14 protein-coding genes and 4 tRNA genes are annotated in these 18,861 nt (G+C 51.3%); 14 read left to right on the top strand and 4 right to left on the bottom strand.

Annotated features, from left to right (window positions below; genetic code table 11):
- Positions 1–63: 63 nt before the first annotated feature.
- Positions 64–1,401 carry a uracil-xanthine permease family protein gene (locus NE473_RS16650; protein WP_022031448.1) on the top strand — a complete coding sequence of 446 codons (1,338 nt, stop codon included), beginning with the start codon at positions 64–66 and terminating at the stop codon, positions 1,399–1,401.
- Between the two features lie 74 nt (positions 1,402–1,475).
- On the opposite strand, the gene NE473_RS16645 is transcribed toward NE473_RS16650, so the two are convergent.
- Positions 1,476–1,548, bottom strand: a tRNA-Asn gene (locus tag NE473_RS16645).
- 174 nt (positions 1,549–1,722) lie between these two features.
- Here NE473_RS16645 and NE473_RS16640 point away from each other — a divergent pair.
- Together NE473_RS16640 and NE473_RS16635 are read left to right on the top strand one after the other, a co-directional pair.
- Positions 1,723–3,018, top strand: a complete 1,296-nt coding sequence (locus NE473_RS16640) for a TrkH family potassium uptake protein (RefSeq protein WP_022031449.1) — start codon at positions 1,723–1,725, stop codon at positions 3,016–3,018.
- Positions 3,019–3,031: 13 nt separating this feature from the next.
- Entirely contained in the window at positions 3,032–3,712 is a 681-nt protein-coding gene (locus tag NE473_RS16635; RefSeq protein ID WP_006776843.1) for a potassium channel family protein, read from the top strand.
- Between the two features lie 275 nt (positions 3,713–3,987).
- On the opposite strand, the gene NE473_RS16630 is transcribed toward NE473_RS16635, so the two are convergent.
- Positions 3,988–4,914 (bottom strand): NAD-dependent epimerase/dehydratase family protein, encoded by a 927-nt coding sequence (locus NE473_RS16630; protein ID WP_022033416.1) that lies wholly within the window; start codon positions 4,912–4,914, stop codon positions 3,988–3,990.
- Positions 4,911–5,750 (bottom strand): AraC family transcriptional regulator, encoded by an 840-nt coding sequence (locus NE473_RS16625; RefSeq protein ID WP_055651980.1) that lies wholly within the window; start codon positions 5,748–5,750, stop codon positions 4,911–4,913. The genes NE473_RS16630 and NE473_RS16625 overlap by 4 nt, the downstream gene beginning before the upstream one ends.
- Before the next feature lie 256 nt (positions 5,751–6,006).
- Between NE473_RS16625 and NE473_RS16620 the strand changes: the two genes are divergently transcribed.
- From NE473_RS16620 to NE473_RS16595, 6 genes are all read left to right on the top strand, one after another.
- On the top strand, positions 6,007–7,161 hold the full coding sequence (locus NE473_RS16620; RefSeq protein WP_055651981.1) for a Gfo/Idh/MocA family protein: 1,155 nt from the start codon (positions 6,007–6,009) through the stop codon (positions 7,159–7,161).
- On the top strand, positions 7,149–9,113 hold the full coding sequence (locus tag NE473_RS16615; RefSeq protein ID WP_055651982.1) for a glycoside hydrolase family 20 zincin-like fold domain-containing protein: 1,965 nt from the start codon (positions 7,149–7,151) through the stop codon (positions 9,111–9,113). The genes NE473_RS16620 and NE473_RS16615 overlap by 13 nt, the downstream gene beginning before the upstream one ends.
- Positions 9,114–9,136: 23 nt before the next feature.
- Positions 9,137–10,531, top strand: coding sequence for an ABC transporter substrate-binding protein (locus tag NE473_RS16610; protein WP_055651983.1), 1,395 nt, complete (start codon positions 9,137–9,139; stop codon positions 10,529–10,531).
- A 79-nt stretch (positions 10,532–10,610) separates the two neighbouring features.
- Positions 10,611–11,483, top strand: coding sequence for a carbohydrate ABC transporter permease (locus NE473_RS16605; protein WP_022033420.1), 873 nt, complete (start codon positions 10,611–10,613; stop codon positions 11,481–11,483).
- Positions 11,484–11,486: 3 nt separating this feature from the next.
- Positions 11,487–12,371 carry a carbohydrate ABC transporter permease gene (locus NE473_RS16600; protein ID WP_006775095.1) on the top strand — a complete coding sequence of 295 codons (885 nt, stop codon included), beginning with the start codon at positions 11,487–11,489 and terminating at the stop codon, positions 12,369–12,371.
- Between the two features lie 5 nt (positions 12,372–12,376).
- On the top strand, positions 12,377–14,305 hold the full coding sequence (locus tag NE473_RS16595) for a sialate O-acetylesterase (RefSeq protein WP_242866246.1): 1,929 nt from the start codon (positions 12,377–12,379) through the stop codon (positions 14,303–14,305).
- A gap of 81 nt (positions 14,306–14,386) precedes the next feature.
- Here the strand turns inward: NE473_RS16595 and NE473_RS16590 are convergent.
- Positions 14,387–14,470: transfer RNA gene (locus tag NE473_RS16590), tRNA-Leu, on the bottom strand.
- Positions 14,471–14,628: 158 nt separating this feature from the next.
- On the opposite strand from NE473_RS16590, the gene NE473_RS16585 reads away from it, so the two are divergent.
- The 5 genes from NE473_RS16585 (at position 14,629) to NE473_RS16565 (ending at position 18,860) form a co-directional block, all read left to right on the top strand.
- A tRNA-Leu gene (locus tag NE473_RS16585) sits at positions 14,629–14,712 on the top strand.
- A gap of 176 nt (positions 14,713–14,888) precedes the next feature.
- A tRNA-Leu gene (locus tag NE473_RS16580) sits at positions 14,889–14,972 on the top strand.
- A 156-nt stretch (positions 14,973–15,128) separates the two neighbouring features.
- Positions 15,129–16,601 carry a histidine kinase gene (locus NE473_RS16575; RefSeq protein ID WP_055652003.1) on the top strand — a complete coding sequence of 491 codons (1,473 nt, stop codon included), beginning with the start codon at positions 15,129–15,131 and terminating at the stop codon, positions 16,599–16,601.
- 64 nt (positions 16,602–16,665) lie between these two features.
- The gene (locus NE473_RS16570) at positions 16,666–17,538 is read left to right on the top strand and encodes a response regulator transcription factor (RefSeq protein WP_055651985.1); all 873 of its coding nucleotides are present in this window, start codon (positions 16,666–16,668) and stop codon (positions 17,536–17,538) included.
- Positions 17,539–17,846: 308 nt separating this feature from the next.
- Positions 17,847–18,860 carry a TRAP transporter substrate-binding protein gene (locus NE473_RS16565; protein WP_055651986.1) on the top strand — a complete coding sequence of 338 codons (1,014 nt, stop codon included), beginning with the start codon at positions 17,847–17,849 and terminating at the stop codon, positions 18,858–18,860.
- Position 18,861: the final 1 nt, after the last annotated feature.

Genomic DNA, 18,861 nt, shown 5'->3' with positions numbered 1-18,861 from the left:
GCGGACAGTTTGGCGGAAGACGGCAAAAACATTGAAATAAAGAGAATGATAAAGGAGAATATCATGAAAAGCAATGCAGAAATCAGCATTAACAACATTTACAGGCTGGACGGGCGCGTTCCTCTGGGAAAAGCGATTCCCTTCGGCTTACAGCATGTGCTGGCGATGTTTGTGGCAAACTTAACGCCGATAGTCATCGTGACTGCGGCGGCTGGCTTAGAGACGAGCCAGACGGCGGCTCTGATTCAGAACGCAATGTTCATTGCGGGAGTTGCCACGCTGATTCAGTTGTATCCGGTCTGGCGCATCGGTGCAAAGCTTCCAATCGTGATGGGGGTCAGTTTTACATTCGTAACAATATTAAGTTCCGTAGGAGCGAAATACGGCTATCCGGCAATCCTGGGTGCAATTCTGATCGGCGGCCTGGTGGAAGGAACTCTGGGCCTCTTCGCAAAGTACTGGAGGAAGCTGATTTCCCCGATCGTATCGGCGTGCGTCGTAACCTCCATCGGTTTTTCCCTTCTGACGGTGGGAGCGAGGTCGTTCGGCGGCGGATATTCCGATTCGTTTGGCTCGGCAACGAATCTTCTGATCGGTACCGTAACGCTTTTGAGCTGTATTCTGTTTAACGTATTTGCAAAATCCTTCTGGAAGCAGCTGTCTGTTCTGTTTGGACTGGTTGTCGGCTATGTACTCTCGATATTCCTGGGCGTAGTGGATCTGTCGGGACTGCTCGACGGCGGGATCTTATCACTTCCCCGTATTTTACCGTTTATGCCGGAGTTTCATGCGGGCGCAATCCTGTCTGTGGTTGTGATCTTTCTCGTATCGGCAACTGAGACTATCGGAGATACTACTGCAATGGTGGCATCCGGTCTCGATCGTGATATCACGGAGAAAGAGATTTCAGGCTCTCTGGCCTGTGACGGATTTGCCAGCAGCATATCCTCCCTGTTCGGATGTCTTCCGGTTACTTCCTTCAGCCAGAACGTGGGACTGATCGCCATGACGAAGGTCGTCAACCGCTTTACCATTATGACAGGGGCTTTCTGTATGATTCTCTCCGGACTTTTCCCGCCGATCGGCGCCTTTTTCGCCTCTCTGCCGGATGCGGTGCTGGGGGGCTGTACGATCATGATGTTCGGTTCCATCATCATCAGCGGTGTGCAGATGCTGGCCCGTGCCGGTTTCAGCCAGAGAAATACGATTATCGGTTCCCTTTCCTTAAGCGTCGGAATCGGCTTTACCCTGCTCCCTGAAATCTTTCAGATTTTCCCGTCCATTATTCAGGACGTATTTGCAGAAAACTGCGTAGCCGTCGTATTTGTGCTTGCAATTCTCTTAAATCTGATTCTGCCGGAAAATATGGATATTGAGAAGGCTGTGGAGGCACAGGAATAATAGGTTTTATGAAATAAAAAAGATCAGATATCGCAGAAGATATCTGATCTTTTTTTGTTACCGTCTGGTAAAAACTCCCCGAGTAGGACTTGAACCTACGACAGCGCGGTTAACAGCCGCGTGCTCTACCGACTGAGCTATCGAGGAATATAGACACTATTATACTCAAAGGAAATAAAATGTCAAGAGGGTTTTGTAAAAAAATTATAAAAAATCATCAAACGATCACAAAGTTAAAGATGTGTTAAGTATTCTGATAAAGGATTGAATCCTGCTCATGATTGTGCTAATTTAGCCATATCATAAAAAGAGAGGTGTATGATGACAGAACATTTACGTAAATTGAGCCCCGGCCGGATTGTCGTTCTGGGCTTTGCCTTTGTAATCTTAACGGGGAGCCTGATTCTGTGGCTTCCCATTTCGGCCAATGAGGGAGTGGACGTATCCTACATAGACGCCCTGTTTACCTCCACCAGCGCGGTCTGTGTGACTGGACTGATCGCGGTGGATACGGCGGATACGTTTAATGTATTCGGAAGGACGGTAGTGGCGCTCTTAATTCAGGTCGGCGGCCTGGGCGTTACGTGCGTCGGCGTCGGCGTCATTCTGCTGGCCGGAAAGAAAATAGGCATCCACGGCCGCGTGCTGATCCGTGATTCTATGAATTTAACGACTGTAAAGGGTGTGGTCAGGCTGGTAGAGGCGATCCTTTTCATGACGCTGCTCTTTGAGGGCGCAGGCGCGCTCTTAAGTTTCCTGGTGTTTTCGAAAGACTATCCGCCGCTTGACGCGCTGGGGATCAGCGTGTTCCATTCCGTGGCGGCGTTTAACAACTCCGGTTTTGACATTTTGGGCGGACTAAAGAACCTGATCCCGTACCAGTCCAATGTACTCTTAAATCTGACGACCTGCGGACTGATCATATTCGGCGGACTTGGATTCCTCGTGATTCGGGAAATATGGGAAAAACATTCCTGGCGGAAATTCAGCCTTCACACAAAAGTGGTAATTGCAACGACCATCGCGCTTCTGGCCGCCGGTACCGTGCTTTTAAAAATGACGGAGGACATCACCTGGCTGGGAGCCCTCTTCCAGAGCACCTCCGCGAGAACGGCCGGATTTTCCACCTATCCGATCGGAGCATTCTCGAACGCGGGGCTGTTTGTCCTGGCGGTTCTTATGTTCCTGGGAGCATCTCCGGGCTCCACCGGAGGCGGTATCAAAACGACGACCACCTTCGTGCTGATGAAGAGCATGTTCAGCGCCGCGACGAACAGACACTGCAGTGCGTTTAAACGCCGGATTCCCACGGAGGTGGTGTCCCAGGCGTTTCTCATTGCCATACTGGCGCTTGCGGTGGTCTGTGTGCAGACCTTTCTCATGTGCATCGCTGAACCGGAACTGGATTTTATGAAATTACTGTTTGAAACAGTCAGCGCCTTCGGTACCGTCGGGCTGTCCACCGGGATCACGCCGGATTTAAACGCGGGCGCGAAGCTGATTCTGATCACCACCATGTTTATCGGAAGGCTGGGACCGCTTACCATGGCGACCGTGTGGAGCTTCAAACCGAAGGCGGCGGCCTGGTATTCGGAAGAATCAATTACAATAGGGTAGAGGAGAGAACGAGATGAAACGTCGAAATGATACGATAGAATATGGAATTATTGGCCTGGGAAGATTCGGGACCGCATTGGCCACGGCCCTTTCGGAGGCCGGAAAAGAAGTGATGGTGGTTGACAATACGGAGAGCAAGGTGAAACAGATCCGTGACCTCGTTTCGGAGGCCTTTGTCGTGGAGGGGATTGACCGTGACTCCTTTGAGAGTGCCGGAATCCAGAACTGCGAGACGGTGATTGTGTGTATTGGAGAGAAGATTGATACCAGTATACTGGCTACACTGACTGTAATCTCCATGGGAGTGCCACGCGTAATCTCGAAGGCCACCAGTGCGGAACACGGCTGTGTTCTGGAGAAGATCGGCGCTGAGGTGGTATATCCGGAGAAGGATATTGCCATCCGCTTAGCGAGACGCCTCGTATCCCCGCATGCGCTGGATTTTATCAGTCTAAACGACGATATTGCGGTATCGGAAATCAGGCTGACAAGTGTACTGGAGGGCAGGAGTGTGATGGAAGCCGGAATCCGCAACCGGTTCGGCTTAAACATCGTGGCGATGGAGAGGGAACGGGATACGACGATCGATATTCAGCCAACGTACCGCTTCCGGAAGGAAGACGTGATCGTGGTAATCGGAAAGCGCGATCATATAAATAAGTTTGAACGGTATCTCTCAGAAGAACAGAGATAGATGAAAAGAGTGTCCGGAAAATCAATTTTTTTCTCGCCTTTGGGGGCGGAGCGGTCTGATATCCCGTGTCCGCCTTGCTTCCTACTCCCCATAGAAAATGGCCGGGATTGTCGTACACAAAATGCATGTGTTCGCCAATCCCGGCCATTTTCTATGACTCGTATTCAGATGTCGGCACACTGGGATATCAGACCGCTCCGCCTCCAAAGGCGAGAAAAAAATTGGTTTTCCAGACACTTTCTTTTGTTTATACCAATCGGAACCGCCCCGGCGGTTTATAGATATCCAAGAGACTCCAGATGCAGCTTTAAGCCTTCCTCAAGGGGTGTGGCGGGCAGTTCAACGCCTGCGGCCTTTAGTTTGGATAAATCGTAAATTCTGTGGCATAAGTGGCCGGAATAGTCGGGGTGGGCATCCAGGTACCCCGTGAGCGGCAGCTCGCGGATAACAGTCTCCACACCCAGAAGCTTTCCGAGAATCTCATAGTAGATGCGGTTTTCCACCGCCTCTGGCCCGCCGATACAGAAAATCTGCTGAAATGTGCCGGGTTTATCCACACACTCCAGCATCACGCGCGCCAGATCACGGACGAAGATGGGCTGGGTCACATAGATGCCGCTGGCTACAAGAGAGAGCGGCTGACCGGCGAGAATGAGATCCGGCAGTTCCTTCTGGCGGCTGTGCTCCGGATAACAGCCGATCAGAAAGCCGGGGCCATAGATGTGACCCGGGCGAAACAGTGTGACATTCAGACTGCAGCGTTCTTCGCCGGAAAAACAGCGCAGAAAGACTTCCTCCATTTTTCTCTTGTTTCCTGCATAGCTGCACTCCCCGGGCGTGCCTGTCTCCTCCACGAAGAAGCCCTCCTCTGTCTGCGGCGTCCGCTTGCGGGCGGGATCGTAGACAGAATCGGTTGAGATGACAACAAGCCGTCCGCTTACTTTGGACAGCACTTCTAAATCCTGCTCTGCGTGGCGTTCATTCATGCAGATGCAGTCAAAAACCACATCCCATGTGACGCCGGCTCCCAAAACCGCGCTGCGGAATTCCTCCTCGTTGTCCCGGTCCGCGCGGAGCGGTATGATCCCTTCTCCCAGAGGGCGTTTTCCCCTTGTAAGGGCCCATACCTCATACGATTCCTTTGCCATGGAAGCCAGCGCGCCGCTTAAGCCGCCGCTTCCTCCGATAATCAGTGCTTTCATTCCACTTTTCCTCCTGATAATGATGTAATTTCTTCTTTTTTCTTCCTTCTTTCCGGCGGAAACATGCCGGAGGGCGGGATTCCTTTCTTTTCCTTAAACAGCTTGCTGAAGTAGAAAATGTCGGAAAATCCGCATTGGAGAGCTACTTCGCTGACGCTGTACTCACCGCTTTTCAGCATGTTTTCTGCGTAATTTAAACGGAGAGAGATGAGATACTGTTTGAATGTCATCCCCATGGCCTCCCGAAAGAGGCTTCCATAATAGACGGGATGGAGATGAAACTGTTCTGCCATCCTGTCGATGGTCAGCGTTTCCGCATAGTGCAGGCTCATATAGCGGATGCTGCTCTTGATCCGGGGGTCTTCCTGGCTTAAGTGATTCTCATTTAAGATCAGATTCGATATCTGATACAGGATAAGACACAGGATTCCGCGTATTTTCAGCATATATCCAAAATCCTTCTGCACCCATTCCTCGTGAATTTCGTGGAAGCGTGAGATCAGCCGCGGTATGATCCCGATGTGGCTGATGATGGGAACGGGTAAGTATGCCTCCTGGCCGAACTGATTGCGCAGGAAGATATTCGTGGAGTAGCATTCCATTAAATCTTCCGGTATATTGACGGCCGAGCGGAAGGTGTTCTGGGGAATGCAGATCAAATCCCCCTTTTTTACAATGTAGGTGCGGCCGCCGATGTTATATTCCGCTTTTCCGTCGATGACATAGGTGATGTCGATAAAGGGGATCACATGGGGTTCAATCTTCCAGTTTGGCGTGCACTTCCTGTGAATGTAATAATGAAGTTCAGGAATCATATTGTTAAAGTCCAGATTCATATAAGCTCCTTATCTTCCTGAAACGCAGGATCGGGGTTGTCGGTTCAGTTTCATTATAGAATAGGCAAAACAAATGCGCAACGGAGATTTTAAACAGAATTTAATCTTTAATAATTACAAATGGCCTTTGATTCCTTCATTCATTTTTGTTGTGCAACTTGTTATAATGCATTTGTAAATAAACAATATTAAAAAACATTTTGCATAGGAAAACGGAAATGTGCAGTTGTAAAAAGTACAAAAGGGAGGGGAGACGATGACCGGTGTCGCAATAATCGGTACAGGAGTGATTTCAGAACGCCATATAGAAGCATACGCAGCCTTTCACGGCCGGTGCCGGATTGTGGCATTATGTGATCTCATGCCTGAGAAGGCGGAGCGCATAAAGGAAAAATACCATTTGGAGGATACGGAGATTTACAGCAGCTTCAGGGAAATGGTAAAACGGCCGGATATTCATCTGGTCAGCATCTGCACGCCGCCGTTTACACATGCGGAGAGCGCTGTATCCTGTATGAGGGCGGGAAAACATGTCCTGGTGGAAAAGCCCATGGCCTCCTCTCTGGAGGAATGTGACGAGATGATCAGAGCGCAGAAGGAGACGGGCTGTTATCTGGGTGTCATCTCTCAGAACCGCTATCTGCAGGATAACCGGAATTTAAAGAATATGATCGCCTCCGGAGCCGTGGGACGGGTTCTGTTTGGGCAGGTGGAGTCCCTCTGGTTCAGAGGCCGGGAGTATTACAACTTATGGTGGAGGGGAACGTGGGAGAAGGAAGGCGGCGGCTGCACGTTAAATCATGCGGTGCATCAGATCGATCTGCTGAACTGGATCATGGGAAGCCCCAAAACCGTTACGGCGGTGTTAAGTAATACTGCCCACGATAACGCCGAGGTGGAAGATGTGTCTGCGGCGGTTCTCACCTATAACAGCGGTGCGGTCGTCACAGTGACGGCCTCCCTCGTGACGCACGGGGAGGGGCAGAGGCTGGTGTTTCAGTGCGAGAGGGCGGGGCTTTCGTCTCCGTGGCAGGTGAAGAGCAGCCGTTCGGACCGTACCGGCTTTCCGGCTGAGAACCGGGAGACCGAAGACAGGCTTCTGAAAATCCGGGAGGAACAGCCGCCGCTTCCCTACACGGAACATGCCGGACAGATTGATACGGTTCTGCGCTTTTTAGAAGGCGGGGAGACGCCGCCGGAGAACAGTATGGACGGACGTCTGGCACTGGAGGTGATCACCGCGGTTTACCAGGCTGGATTTACCGGGAGGGCGGCCCAACTTCCCATATTGTCCGATTCCCCCTTTTACACGAAAAAAGGATTTTTGGCAAATGTAAAGCATTTTTATGAAAAGAAAGAGGCGCAGTCGAGTGAAGGCGCTGTGGAGGACGAAAAAACATGCACGAACTGAGAGACTTCTGCTGGCTGGCAAAACAAGTGCAAAACAGAAAGATTTTTACTTATTATATGGAAGATATGGAAAATACGGCGATTGCGGAGACGATTGAGAGAGAGATGCCGCTGCTGTTCGGGGAAGTACGGCGCTGCGAACGGCCGGAGGCCGCCATCGTCTTTTCGAGAACGGCTGACGAGAAGCTGGGACAGGAGGGATACCGGATCGAAGAGACGGAAAACGGTTATGTGGTGGCGAGCGCGGCCGCTTCGGGCGCCCTCTACGGCATGTACGGGCTGTACCGGCTTTTGATTACGGACCGCGCCGGAGAATTCCCATATGAATCAGTACCGGACCAGAGTATCCGCATGATCAACCACTGGGATAATTTTGACGGCTCCATCGAGCGTGGATACGCGGGAGAATCCATATTTTTCGACAACAACACATTTCGGGGCGATATGGAACTGATCCGCCAGTATGCCAGGCTGCTGGCCTCGGCAGGGATCAACGCAGTTTCGATTAACAATGTCAATGTACATAAGCTGGAAACATTTTTTGTACAGGGAGATGCGCCTGCAGAGATCAGAAAGATCGCGGATGTTCTGGCTGCATACGGGATTAAAACATTCCTCTCCATAAACTATGCGGCGCCCATGACGGTGGGCGGATTAACGAATGCCGACCCGCTTAATCCGGAGGTCGCAGCCTGGTGGGAAGAGACGGTGAGACATATCTACGAAGAAATTCCTGATTTTGCCGGTTTCGTGGTGAAGGCGGATTCGGAAGGGGAGCCCGGCCCGTTTACCTACGGGAGAGATCACGATGAGGGCGCCAACATGCTGGCCCGGGCGGTCCGGCCATACGGCGGGCTGATTATCTGGCGCTGTTTCGTATACGACTGTGCCCAGGACTGGTGGAACCGGAAGGCGGACCGGGCCAGGGCTGCCTACGATATTTTCAAAAAGCTGGACGGACACTTTGAGGACAATGTGATTCTTCAGATTAAAAACGGACCGATTGACTTCCAGATCCGGGAACCGGTATCACCGCTCTTCGGGGCGTTGGAAAAGACAAACCAGATCCTGGAATTTCAGATAACGCAGGAATACACCGGACATCAGAAGGATGTCTGCTACCTGGTACCGATGTGGAAGGAGACGCTGGATTTTGATACGAAGTATGGGGATGGGCTCACCGTGAACGATGCGGTGCGAAACCATTCGCAGATCAGAAGCAGATCGGGGATTGCGGGCGTAGGCAATGTGGGCATGGATTCCAACTGGACGGGAAATAAGCTGGCGCAGGCCAATCTCTACGGCTTCGGCAGACTCTCGTGGGATAACGGTTTATCACCGGAGGAGATTGCCGGGGAATGGGTTCGCCAGAGCTTCTGTCTGACGGCAGAAGAGGAAGAACGGGTGACGGCGCTTCTGTGTACCTCCAGAGAGGTCTATGAAGATTACACCTGTCCGCTGGCAGTCGGGTTTATGTGCAGGCCAAAGATTCATTACGGCGTCGATGTGGATGGATATGAGTATGACAGATGGGGAACGTACCACTATGCCGACCGGGACGGCGTGGGAAGAGACAGAACCGTGAAGACGGGAACCGCGTATACAAGACAGTACTCCGACCCGCGATTTGCGGAATATGAAGACCTTTCGACGTGTCCCGATGAGCTTCTGCTCTTTTTCCACCACGTGCCCTACACCCATGTGCTGCAGTCGGGAAAAACAGTGATTCAGCATATCTATGACACCCATTTCCGGGGGGTGGAGAAGGTCCTTGAGTATCAGGCGCTATGGGACAGCTTAAAGGACTCCCTGGATGAGGAGAGCTACTTCAATGTGAAGGAACGCCTCGCATGGCAGTATGAAAATGCCGTGAACTGGCGTGACCAGGTGAACACGTATTTTTACCGTAAATCGGGGATACCCGATGAGAAGGGAAGAAGAATATATCAATAAAACAAAAGGAAAGAGGTATCGTTATGAAAAAATGGAGTAAAGCAGCTATGGTATGTGCAGCGATTCTGGCAGCAGGCATGGCAGTAACCGCATGCGGCGGGGGAAACACCGCGAAAACAGAGAACACGGGTGCTGTGGAGACAGAGAAGAAAGCCGAAGGAGAGCCGACGGAAGCGGCAAAGGCTTCCGGAGAGACAGCGAAATTAAGCTTTTCCTGGTGGGGCAATGACGACCGCCATCAGGCGACACAGAACGCCATCGACGCCTTTAACGCGGCTCATGCGGGAGTGATTGAGGTGACCGGTGAACCCTCCGGCTTCGGTAATCTGGAGGAGACCTTCGCAACCCGTTATGCAGGGGGAACCGCGGCGGATGTCATGACCGTAAACTATCCGTGGGTCATCCAGTACAGCCCCAATGGGGAGGGATTTTACGATCTCGACCAGGTAAAGGATATCTTCGACTTCAGTCAGTATGACGAGGGATTCTTAGAATTCGGCAAGACCGGAGGCAAGATGCAGGCGGTTCCGTACGGTCAGAACACGCTGGGCTTATACGTCAACAAATCCGCCTTTGACAGAGCCGGTATTACAGAACTGCCAAAGACGTTTGAGGAGTATAAGGAGGCTGCCAAAATCTTTACACAGCAGGATCCGAATACTTACATGATCGTCAGCCCGACCTTCCGCTTTGCTGCGGTTTACTATCTGCAGCAGAAGACCGGAAAAGGAGAATTTGCGGAAGATTTAAGCATGAATTACACGGTTGATGACTATAAGGAAGCACTTCTCTGGTATAAAGATCTGGCGGATGCCCATGTATTCTGTTCCAGAAAAGACTACATTGAGAATGTCGGCAATGAGCCGGTATCGATTGCACAGAATGCAAAGTACATTAACGGCGGATACGTGGGAGTCCTGGAATGGACCGGCGGAATCGCCTCCAACGCGAAGACCCTGGAAGACAAGGGCGATGAGCTGGTAGTGGCTCCGCTTCCTGTCATCGAAGGCGCGGCATTCGAGGGAACCATGGCAAAACCGTCACTGCTCTTCGCAATCTCAAAGGACACAAAGAATCCGAAAGAGGCGGCTGAATTTTTACAGTACATCTTAAATGACCCGGAAGGGACGAAGCTGATGGGATCGACACGCGGTATGGTGGCTTCCAGGGCGGCAAAGGCTTCCTTAGAGGCAGACGGACAGATTGAAGGGGCCGTAAAGCAGGCGTACGATTTCACCGACGAAGCAAAGGTCATTAACAATTCCCCGATTTTTGAAAACGCAGTATTTACCAATTCCTATGAAAGCAATTACGAGAAATTTGAGTTTGGAAAGAGTACGGCGGAGGAAGCCGCACAGGCCATCTTCGACGCTACCAGCGAACAGGTTGCAAAACTGAAACAGGATTACGGAAAGTAAGAAATTCCATGTGACTGGCTTATCCGGCAGAAGAGTACCGCTCTTTTGCCGGAACCGTTAGAAAGAAGGAGGAAATTCGTTGAAGAAGAGTAAAATGGGACTCGTATATATCCTTCCATGGCTGATCGGTATGGTCTTTCTCACATTATATCCGTTTATCAATGCATTAATTATCAGTTTTACGGATTATAATCTGGTTAGGGATCCTAATTTTATCGGACTGGCCAACTATACGAAGTTATTCAAGGATGAAGATTTTTTGGGCACGCTCACAGCGACGCTGAAATACACCGTCATTACGGTGCCGCTGCAGCTGGCGTTTGCCCTGTTTATTGCATATATTCTGAATTTTAAGCTGAAGGGCATCAATTTTTTCCGGACGGCCTACTATATTCCGTCCCTGCTGGGTGGAAATGTGGCAGTTGCGGTGCTGTGGAGATTTTTGTTCCAGCAGGATGGACTGATCAACCGTATCATCGGCGTTGTGGGAATCCAGCCGGTGGCATGGCTCTCGTCGCCGGGCGGCGCCATGAGCGTTATCATCATCTTAAAGGTCTGGCAGTTCGGTTCAGCCATGCTGATCTTTCTGGCAGCGTTAAAGGATGTTCCACAGGACCTCTACGAAGCGGCCAGCGTAGATGGCTCCACGAAGCTGCACTCGTTTATTCATATTACCATGCCGTTAATCACACCAACTATTTTCTTCAATCTGGTCATGCAGCTGGTCAATGCGTTCCAGGAGTTTAACGGACCGTACCTCGTTACGGGAAAGGGTCCTCTGAATGCCACCTATCTGACTTCCATGTATATTTATGACAACGCGTTTAAGTATTTCAACATGGGATACGCCAGTGCGGCCAGCTGGATTCTGTTCCTCATCATCGTGGCTGTGACCCTGATTCTCTTTGCAACACAGGACAAGTGGGTCTATTATTCGGACGGAGGTAATTAGAAGATGGAGAATACGCGTGGATACAGCGAAGTGGAAATCCGGAGGCGCAGGCGCTTAATGGTCAGTGCCGCAGTCCGCTATATCGTTCTGATTGTCGTGGCGCTGGTCATGATCTATCCGATTATATGGCTGGTGGGCGCCACCTTTAAGAGCAACAATGAGATTTTTACTTCGATCAGTTTTATTCCGAAACGGATCGATTTTACCCCCTACATAGAAGGCTGGAAGACGAGGACGAAGTATACCTTCACCACATTTTTCTTAAATACCTTCAAGTTTGTAATTCCGAAAATCGTTTTCTGTCTCGTCTCCAGTACGCTTGTGGCGTATGGATTTGCAAGATTTGAATTTCCATTTAAAAAGATCTGCTTTTCCCTTCTGATGGCGACCATGTTTCTGCCGGCCGTTGTGACGAGAATTCCGCTCTATATTTTGTGGAAGCAGATGGGGCTTTTGAATACGTATGTGCCGTTGATTGCCCCGACAATCTTTGCCAATGAACCATTTTTCGTGTTCATGCTGATCCAGTTTATGCGGTCGATTCCCACGTATCTCGATGAGGCCGCCACCATTGACGGCTGTAATTCCTTCCAGATACTGATGAAGGTTCTTCTGCCGTCGCTGAAACCGGCGCTGATCAGCTGTACGATCTTTCAGTTTGTATGGAGCTTTAATGACTTCCTGGGGCCGCTCATTTATGTGACCAGCCTGGAAAAGTATCCGGTGGCGCTGGCTCTTAAAATGTCCATCGACCAGAGCAGCGGTATCGTGGAATGGAATCAGATCCTTGCCATGTCATTCCTGGCTCTGCTTCCGGCTCTGATCCTGTTCTTCTCCGCGCAGAAATATTTTGTGGAGGGCGTGACTTCGACCGGCGTGAAAGGATGATGTGTATGGAAGGTGAGATGCAGCTCTCTGTGACGCCTTTTCTTTCAAATCACGCGGTGCTCCAGAGAGACGAAGAAATCGTGGTGCGCGGCAGAGGCCGCTCAGGGTGTGAGATTTTTGCAGAGCTTAAGGGACCGGCAAAGAAGCGGCTGGAACGCCGGGGGGTGGCTGGAGACGGCGGAACCTGGCGCCTGGTATTTCCGCCGCTTCCGGCCGGAGGGCCGTATGAGCTGCGGGTGAAGTCCGGCGGCGAGGCTCTGGAATTTACGGATATCTTTATCGGAGATGTCTGGCTTCTGGCTGGCCAGTCCAATATGCAGCTTCCAATGGAGCGGGTAAAATACCGGTACCCGGAGGAATACCGCGAGGGGGCATCGCCTCTGATCCGTCAGTTTGCAGTCCCGATCTGCTGGAATTTTGACTCCGCCCAGGCCGAATTGTCCGGCGGAGAGTGGAAGACGGCCGCAGCGGAATATACTCCGGTATTTTCCGCCGTCGGCTTTTTCTTTGCAAAAAAGCTGTATGAACGGTACAACGTTCCTGTCGGTCTCGTTCTGACCGCTGTGGGAGGGACGCCGGTTCAGGCATGGATGAGCCGTGAGGCGCTCCGGGAGTTCCCGGATGAACTGGAGAAGGCGGAGGCGTTAAGAGCCCCCGGCCTTGTGAAGCGGGTACAGAGAGCGGATGAAGAAAGGATTGCCGCGTGGTGGAGGCTTCTCGATAAAAAGGACCCGGGTATTTTGGAAAACTGGGCCGCCGGAGGTGATGAAGGTTCCGGAAATGCTTTGTGGAAGAAAACGAATCTTACCGACAGCTGGGAGGGAAACGACGAGCTGAGCGGCGCCGGAACCGTCTGGCTTCGGAAGCATGTGAATATCCCGCACAGCCGGGCGGGGAAACCGGTGCGCATCTCTCTGGGAACGGTTACGGATGCCGATGTTTTCTATGTAAATGGTATTATGTCCGGATCCGTCTCCTACCGGTATCCGCCGAGAGAGTATGAGCTTCCGGGTCTGAATGCGGGAGATAATTTACTTGTGCTGCGGGTAGCGGCGGTGCACGGACAGGGCGGTTTCACCCGTGGGAAGAAACACCGGATTATCTGGGAGGATGGGAGGGGAAGTGATATATCAGGCGGATGGGAATACCGCCGGGGCGCGGTGATGGAGCCCCTGGAGGAACAGACGTTTTTCGAACGTATGCCCCTGGGGATGTATCAGGCGATGACCGCTCCGCTCCATGATTTCCCGGTCAGGGGAATCTGCTGGTATCAGGGTGAAATGAATGCAGATGAGCCCGGAGCCTATCCGGGATATTTTTCGTGGCTTACGGCGGACTGGAGGGAAAAATGGAAAAATTCCCGTCTACCGGTGCTCTTTGTGCAGCTGCCGTGCTATGATCTGTACGATGCCGGACACTGGGTGGAATTCCGGGAAATGCAGCGCGGCCTGACCGCGATTCCCGATACGGCCATGGTCGTCACAACAGACTGCGGGGAAGTGAATGATCTGCATCCGGTGAGTAAAAAACCGGTTGGAGAGCGGCTGGCCATGGCGGCGTTTCAACTGGCGTACGGGGAATGCGGGACGTGGCTGAGCCCGGTGTTTTCATTTGGTGAGACAGAGGAGAGTGGGATTGTGCTGCATTTTGAACATGCAGACGATGGTCTGGAGACTGTTGACGGAGAGATGCTGTGCGGCTTTGAATACGGGTTTTGCGGGGAGAGTCCGGAATGCTCCGGCGTGATCTGCCGCAGAATACCGGCGGAAGCCGCGCTGGAAGGCAACCGGGTGAGAGCGGCGCTGCCGGAGTCTGGCGGGCGGAGACCGGATGTCCTGCTGTACGCATGGTCCAATCAACCGGAGGGGAATTTATGTAATTCCCAAAAGCTGCCTGCGTCGCCGTTTCGGTACCTGATAAAAGAGAAGGGCTGAGAGGGCCGGAAGTTTTAACAGAAAAAGGCCATCGGACGGTTTACATCAGTCACCGCCGCGATGGCCTTTCAAAAAAAATAATGCGGGAGATGGGACTTGAACCCACACGAGCATACACCCACAAGATCCTTAGTCTTGCCTGTCTGCCAATTCCAGCACTCCCGCACAACGAAGATTATGATACCATTTTTATAGAGAATTGTCAATATTTTTTCAAAAATATACACAAAAAAATATTTTCTAAAATTTGTAAAAATGTGATTGACAGGACGCCCCTTTTATAATATAATAATTACTGTTGCTGCGAGAGATTGCAGAGACATGCAGAAGTGGCGGAATTGGCAGACGCGCACGGTTCAGGTCCGTGTGGTAGCAATACCGTGAGGGTTCAAGTCCCTTCTTCTGCATCAGGAGCCCCTGCAGATAATTTGTCTGCAGGGCTTTTTCTATGATGCGGGGACGATGTTCCTCCGATGTCAAAAAGCTGTTCGGACAGGAGCGTCCTGCGGCGGCTAAAAATTAAAATAAAAATGATAAAACATATTGACATTTTCTCCATTTATTGGTATTATAATCTAGCTGTGCGGGAGTGCTGGAATTGGCAGACAGGCAAGACTAAGGATCTTGTGGGTGTATGCTCGTGTGGGTTCAAGTCCCATCTCCCGCATGAATGGGCGAAAGCTCCGGATGAGGATTTTGTGAAAGGTGAAGACCTTTTATGAAATCCTTTTTTCGATTTACCGGTATTGCAGACGGTAAAGCCGTTTGTTTGCTGAAGGCTGTGAACAGCAGCGTCTGCCTGCCGCAGAGAAAGGACAGCAATATGGACAAGGGGAAGAAAAACGGATCATTCAGAGACCGGATACGCAGGACATGGATTTCGCTGCCTCTGCGCAAAAAGGCAGGTACCATTACCGTACTTGCCGCCTTTGCTGTGTCCTGTTCGATTCTGATGAACCTTGTGACCGCCGGATTTGGTATGAACGGGTTCCGGCAGATTCTGGAGGACAACTCCCGAAGCGCTTCCTTTCATGCGGCGATGGAAACAGAGAGCCGGACCTTTAAGACGATGATCCGGAACCGCTCGGAGGAGAACAGGGCCGCGTACGAAGCAGCATGCAATGCGGCGCGAAAGGCTCTGGAAGCTCTGCCGTATGATTACGATGAGACAGGGCCGGAACGTTTCGCAAAGACGTGGTCCGTGAGAAACAGCTATGATACGTACGAGAAGAGGAAGGCGGTACTGCTTTCGATGGATGAGGATGATCCTGAATTCGTTCATAAGCTGTATGAGATCTACCAGATACAGAATTATATCAAAAGCTATGCCGGGAGCCTTCAGGAGATGAATGTGGCTGCGGGAGTCCGCAGATATGAAAAGCAGATTCCGCTGTTTCTCCTGATTCCGGCACTGACGATTCTCTGGGGAGCGCTGGCACTGGCCACGGTCGTTTGGCTGAACCGGTCGGTCGGAAGATACATTGTCAAACCGGTGCAGGCGCTGGCTGAGGATTCCAGGCGGATTGCGGAAAATGACTACAGCGGCCCTTCCGTTTTGCCGGAAGGGGAGGATGAGATTGCGGATCTCGTCCGAGCATTCTGCAGGATGAAGCTTTCCACACAGGGTTACATTGAGGCGCTGAAGGAGAAGCACGAGGCAGAGAAGCAGCTGGAGGCAGTGCGGCTTCAGATGCTGAAGAATCAGATCAATCCCCATTTCCTGTTTAATACGTTAAATACCATCGCAGGAGCCGCAGAGATGGAGGAGGCGGAGACAACGGAGAAGATGATACAGGCCATGAGCAGACTGTTCCGCTATAACCTGAAATCTACGGCCTCGGTGATGCCTTTTGAGCGGGAGAAGAAGGTGGTGGAGGATTATATCTACCTTCAGAAGATGCGGTTCGGCAGCCGGATCCGGTATACCTCGGAATGCAGCCAGGATACTATGGATGTCATGATTCCGGTATTTGCCTTACAGCCGCTGGTGGAGAACGCCATTGTCCACGGGCTCGCAGTAAAGCCGGAAGGCGGACGGCTCCATATCCGGTCATGGATAAAAGAACATCGGATTTTTATTTCCGTGTCCGACACGGGAGCCGGGATTGCGCCGGAGCGGCTTGAGGAAATCAGGGAAGAACTGAAGCGTGGTGAGAGCCAGAAACTGGGAATCGGAGTCAGCAATATCAGCAGGCGGCTTAAGACCATGTATCCCGACGGGGAGCTGGTGATCGACAGCAGAGAGGGGCGGGGAACCGTTGTCCGCATGGCCTTTACCGCTTCGGAGATATTCTGATGAGGGAATATGGAACATACAGAGATACAGACCAGAAAACAGAGGGGAAAGCGGGGAGCGAATCATGTACCGGGTCTTAATTGCAGATGATGAAGAGATTGAGAGGCTGTCCTTCAGCCGGAAACTTAAAAAGTACTTTGGAGAGAGCTGCGAGGTCTTCCAGGCGGAAAACGGCATGCAGGCGATTCTGTCGGTGGATAAAAACGACACGCCCATCGTAATTATGGACATCGGAATGCCTGGGATGAACGGTGTGGAGGCGGCGGAATGGATCAGAAAAAGCCATCCGGACTGCGTTATCATATTTTTAACAGCATACGACGATTTTTCCTATGCAAAACGTGCGGTTTCCCTCCATGCGCTGGAATATCTCTTAAAGCCCTGTGACGATGAGGAGCTGATTCCGGTAATGGAGGAAGCCATGCGTCAGGTGGACCTGTGCAGGGGAAGGAGAGCCTTTCAGGCGGCAGGGCAAAGCGGCAGCAGAAGCGGGGACGGCGGCAGAAGTGAAAACGGGACAGAAGGAGCGCCTGGCCAGGCGGGAGAGCGTGGCGCCGGAACCGGCCGGGAAAGGGATACTGACCCTGAAGAGGCGGCGGAGAACGGATATTCCAGAGTTGCCGCAGCCATTCGCGCCTATGTCAGGGAGAATTACAGCCGTGATATTTCCATGCAGGATGCAGCGCGGGCCATGAACTATTCAGAGGTATATTTCTGCCGTCTGTTTAAGCAGTGCTTCGATCAGAATTTTACCGCATATCTCACCCGCTTGAGGGTGAAAGAGGCAAAAAAACTGCTGGAGGACCCGCGGGCTAATATTAAGGACGTGAGCAGAAGCGTGGGTTACAGCGATTCCAAATATTTCTCCAAAATTTTCAAACGGATTACAGGTCAGCTGCCGTCGGAATACCGGGATGGCCTGCCGCCGGCAAAATAACACGAAATTCCTGATGCTGGAAAAGTGGGTAATATTACCCTCCTGAATGTCAATATTTTACTGTACACATTTCATCTCCATGGCTTTATAATGATGTTACTGTTAAGAAGGCGCCAAGATCTTAACGATATCGTAACACAAAAACAGCCATGGGGATTTTTTGTTCTGCGCAGAAACCGGATCTTACAGGCTGTTTTTGCTGCCGGGAAGTATTCCGGCCGTTTGGAAGTATATACATACCCTGGAACGGGGATAAATAGTATGTGAGTCTATGTAATGTATGAAAGGAATGGAGAGCGTTGAAAAAAATGATGAAAAGAGCAGCCGCTGTATTGCTGGCCGCGGCCATGGCGGTTTCGCTGACCGCTTGTGGTTCCCTCACTGACGGAAAACGGATTATCCGTATTTCCCATGCCCAGTCGGAAACTCATCCGGAACATTTGGGGCTTCTGGCATTTAAGGAATATGTGGAAGAACGTCTGGGGGATAAGTACGAGGTACAGATATTTCCTAATGAAATCCTCGGTTCCGCTCAGAAAGCGATTGAACTGACACAGACGGGAGCAATTGATTTCGTTGTGGCGGGAACTGCCAATTTAGAGACGTTTGCGGATGTCTATGAGATTTTCAGTATGCCGTATCTGTTTGATTCGGAGGATGTTTATAAAACGGTGATGGAAGACTCCGACTATATGGAACAGGTATACGAGTCCACCGATGAAGCGGGTTTCCGGGTCGTGACCTGGTATAACGCGGGAACGAGAAATTTCTATGCAAAGACACCGATCCGTACGCCGGAAGACTTGAAAGGTAAAAAAATCAGAGTCCAGCAGAGCCCGGCCAGTGTTTCCATGGTGAACTCTTTTGGCGCGGCGGCGGCCCCCATGGGCTTCGGTGAAGTTTATACCGCGATTCAGCAGGGCGTGATTGACGGCGCGGAGAACAACGAGCTGGCATTAACGAACAACAAGCATGGTGAGGTTGCGAAGTATTACAGCTACAACAAGCATCAGATGGTGCCTGACATGCTGGTTGCCAACTTAAAGTTTTTGGAGGGACTGAGTCCGGAAGAATATCAGGTCTTTAAGGATGCGGCCGCGCTTTCTACGGAAGTGGAGATGAAGGAATGGGACAAGAGCATCGAGGAGGCGAAAAAGATTGCCTCAGAGGACATGGGAGTGGAATTCATCGATGTGGACGTGGATGCCTTCAAGGAAAAAGTGCTCCCGCTGCATGAGAAGATGCTGAATGACAATCCGAAAATCCGCAGCTTTTACGAATATATTCAGACAGTCAATGAACAGGCGAAGGGGGAGGAATAAG

The sequence above is a fragment of the Hungatella sp. SL.1.14 genome (genome assembly GCF_024460495.1).
In the GTDB taxonomy this organism is placed as follows: domain Bacteria; phylum Bacillota; class Clostridia; order Lachnospirales; family Lachnospiraceae; genus Hungatella; species Hungatella hathewayi.
Note: the sequence above shows the minus strand (reverse complement) of the source record. Positions and strands in the feature narration are given on the sequence as shown.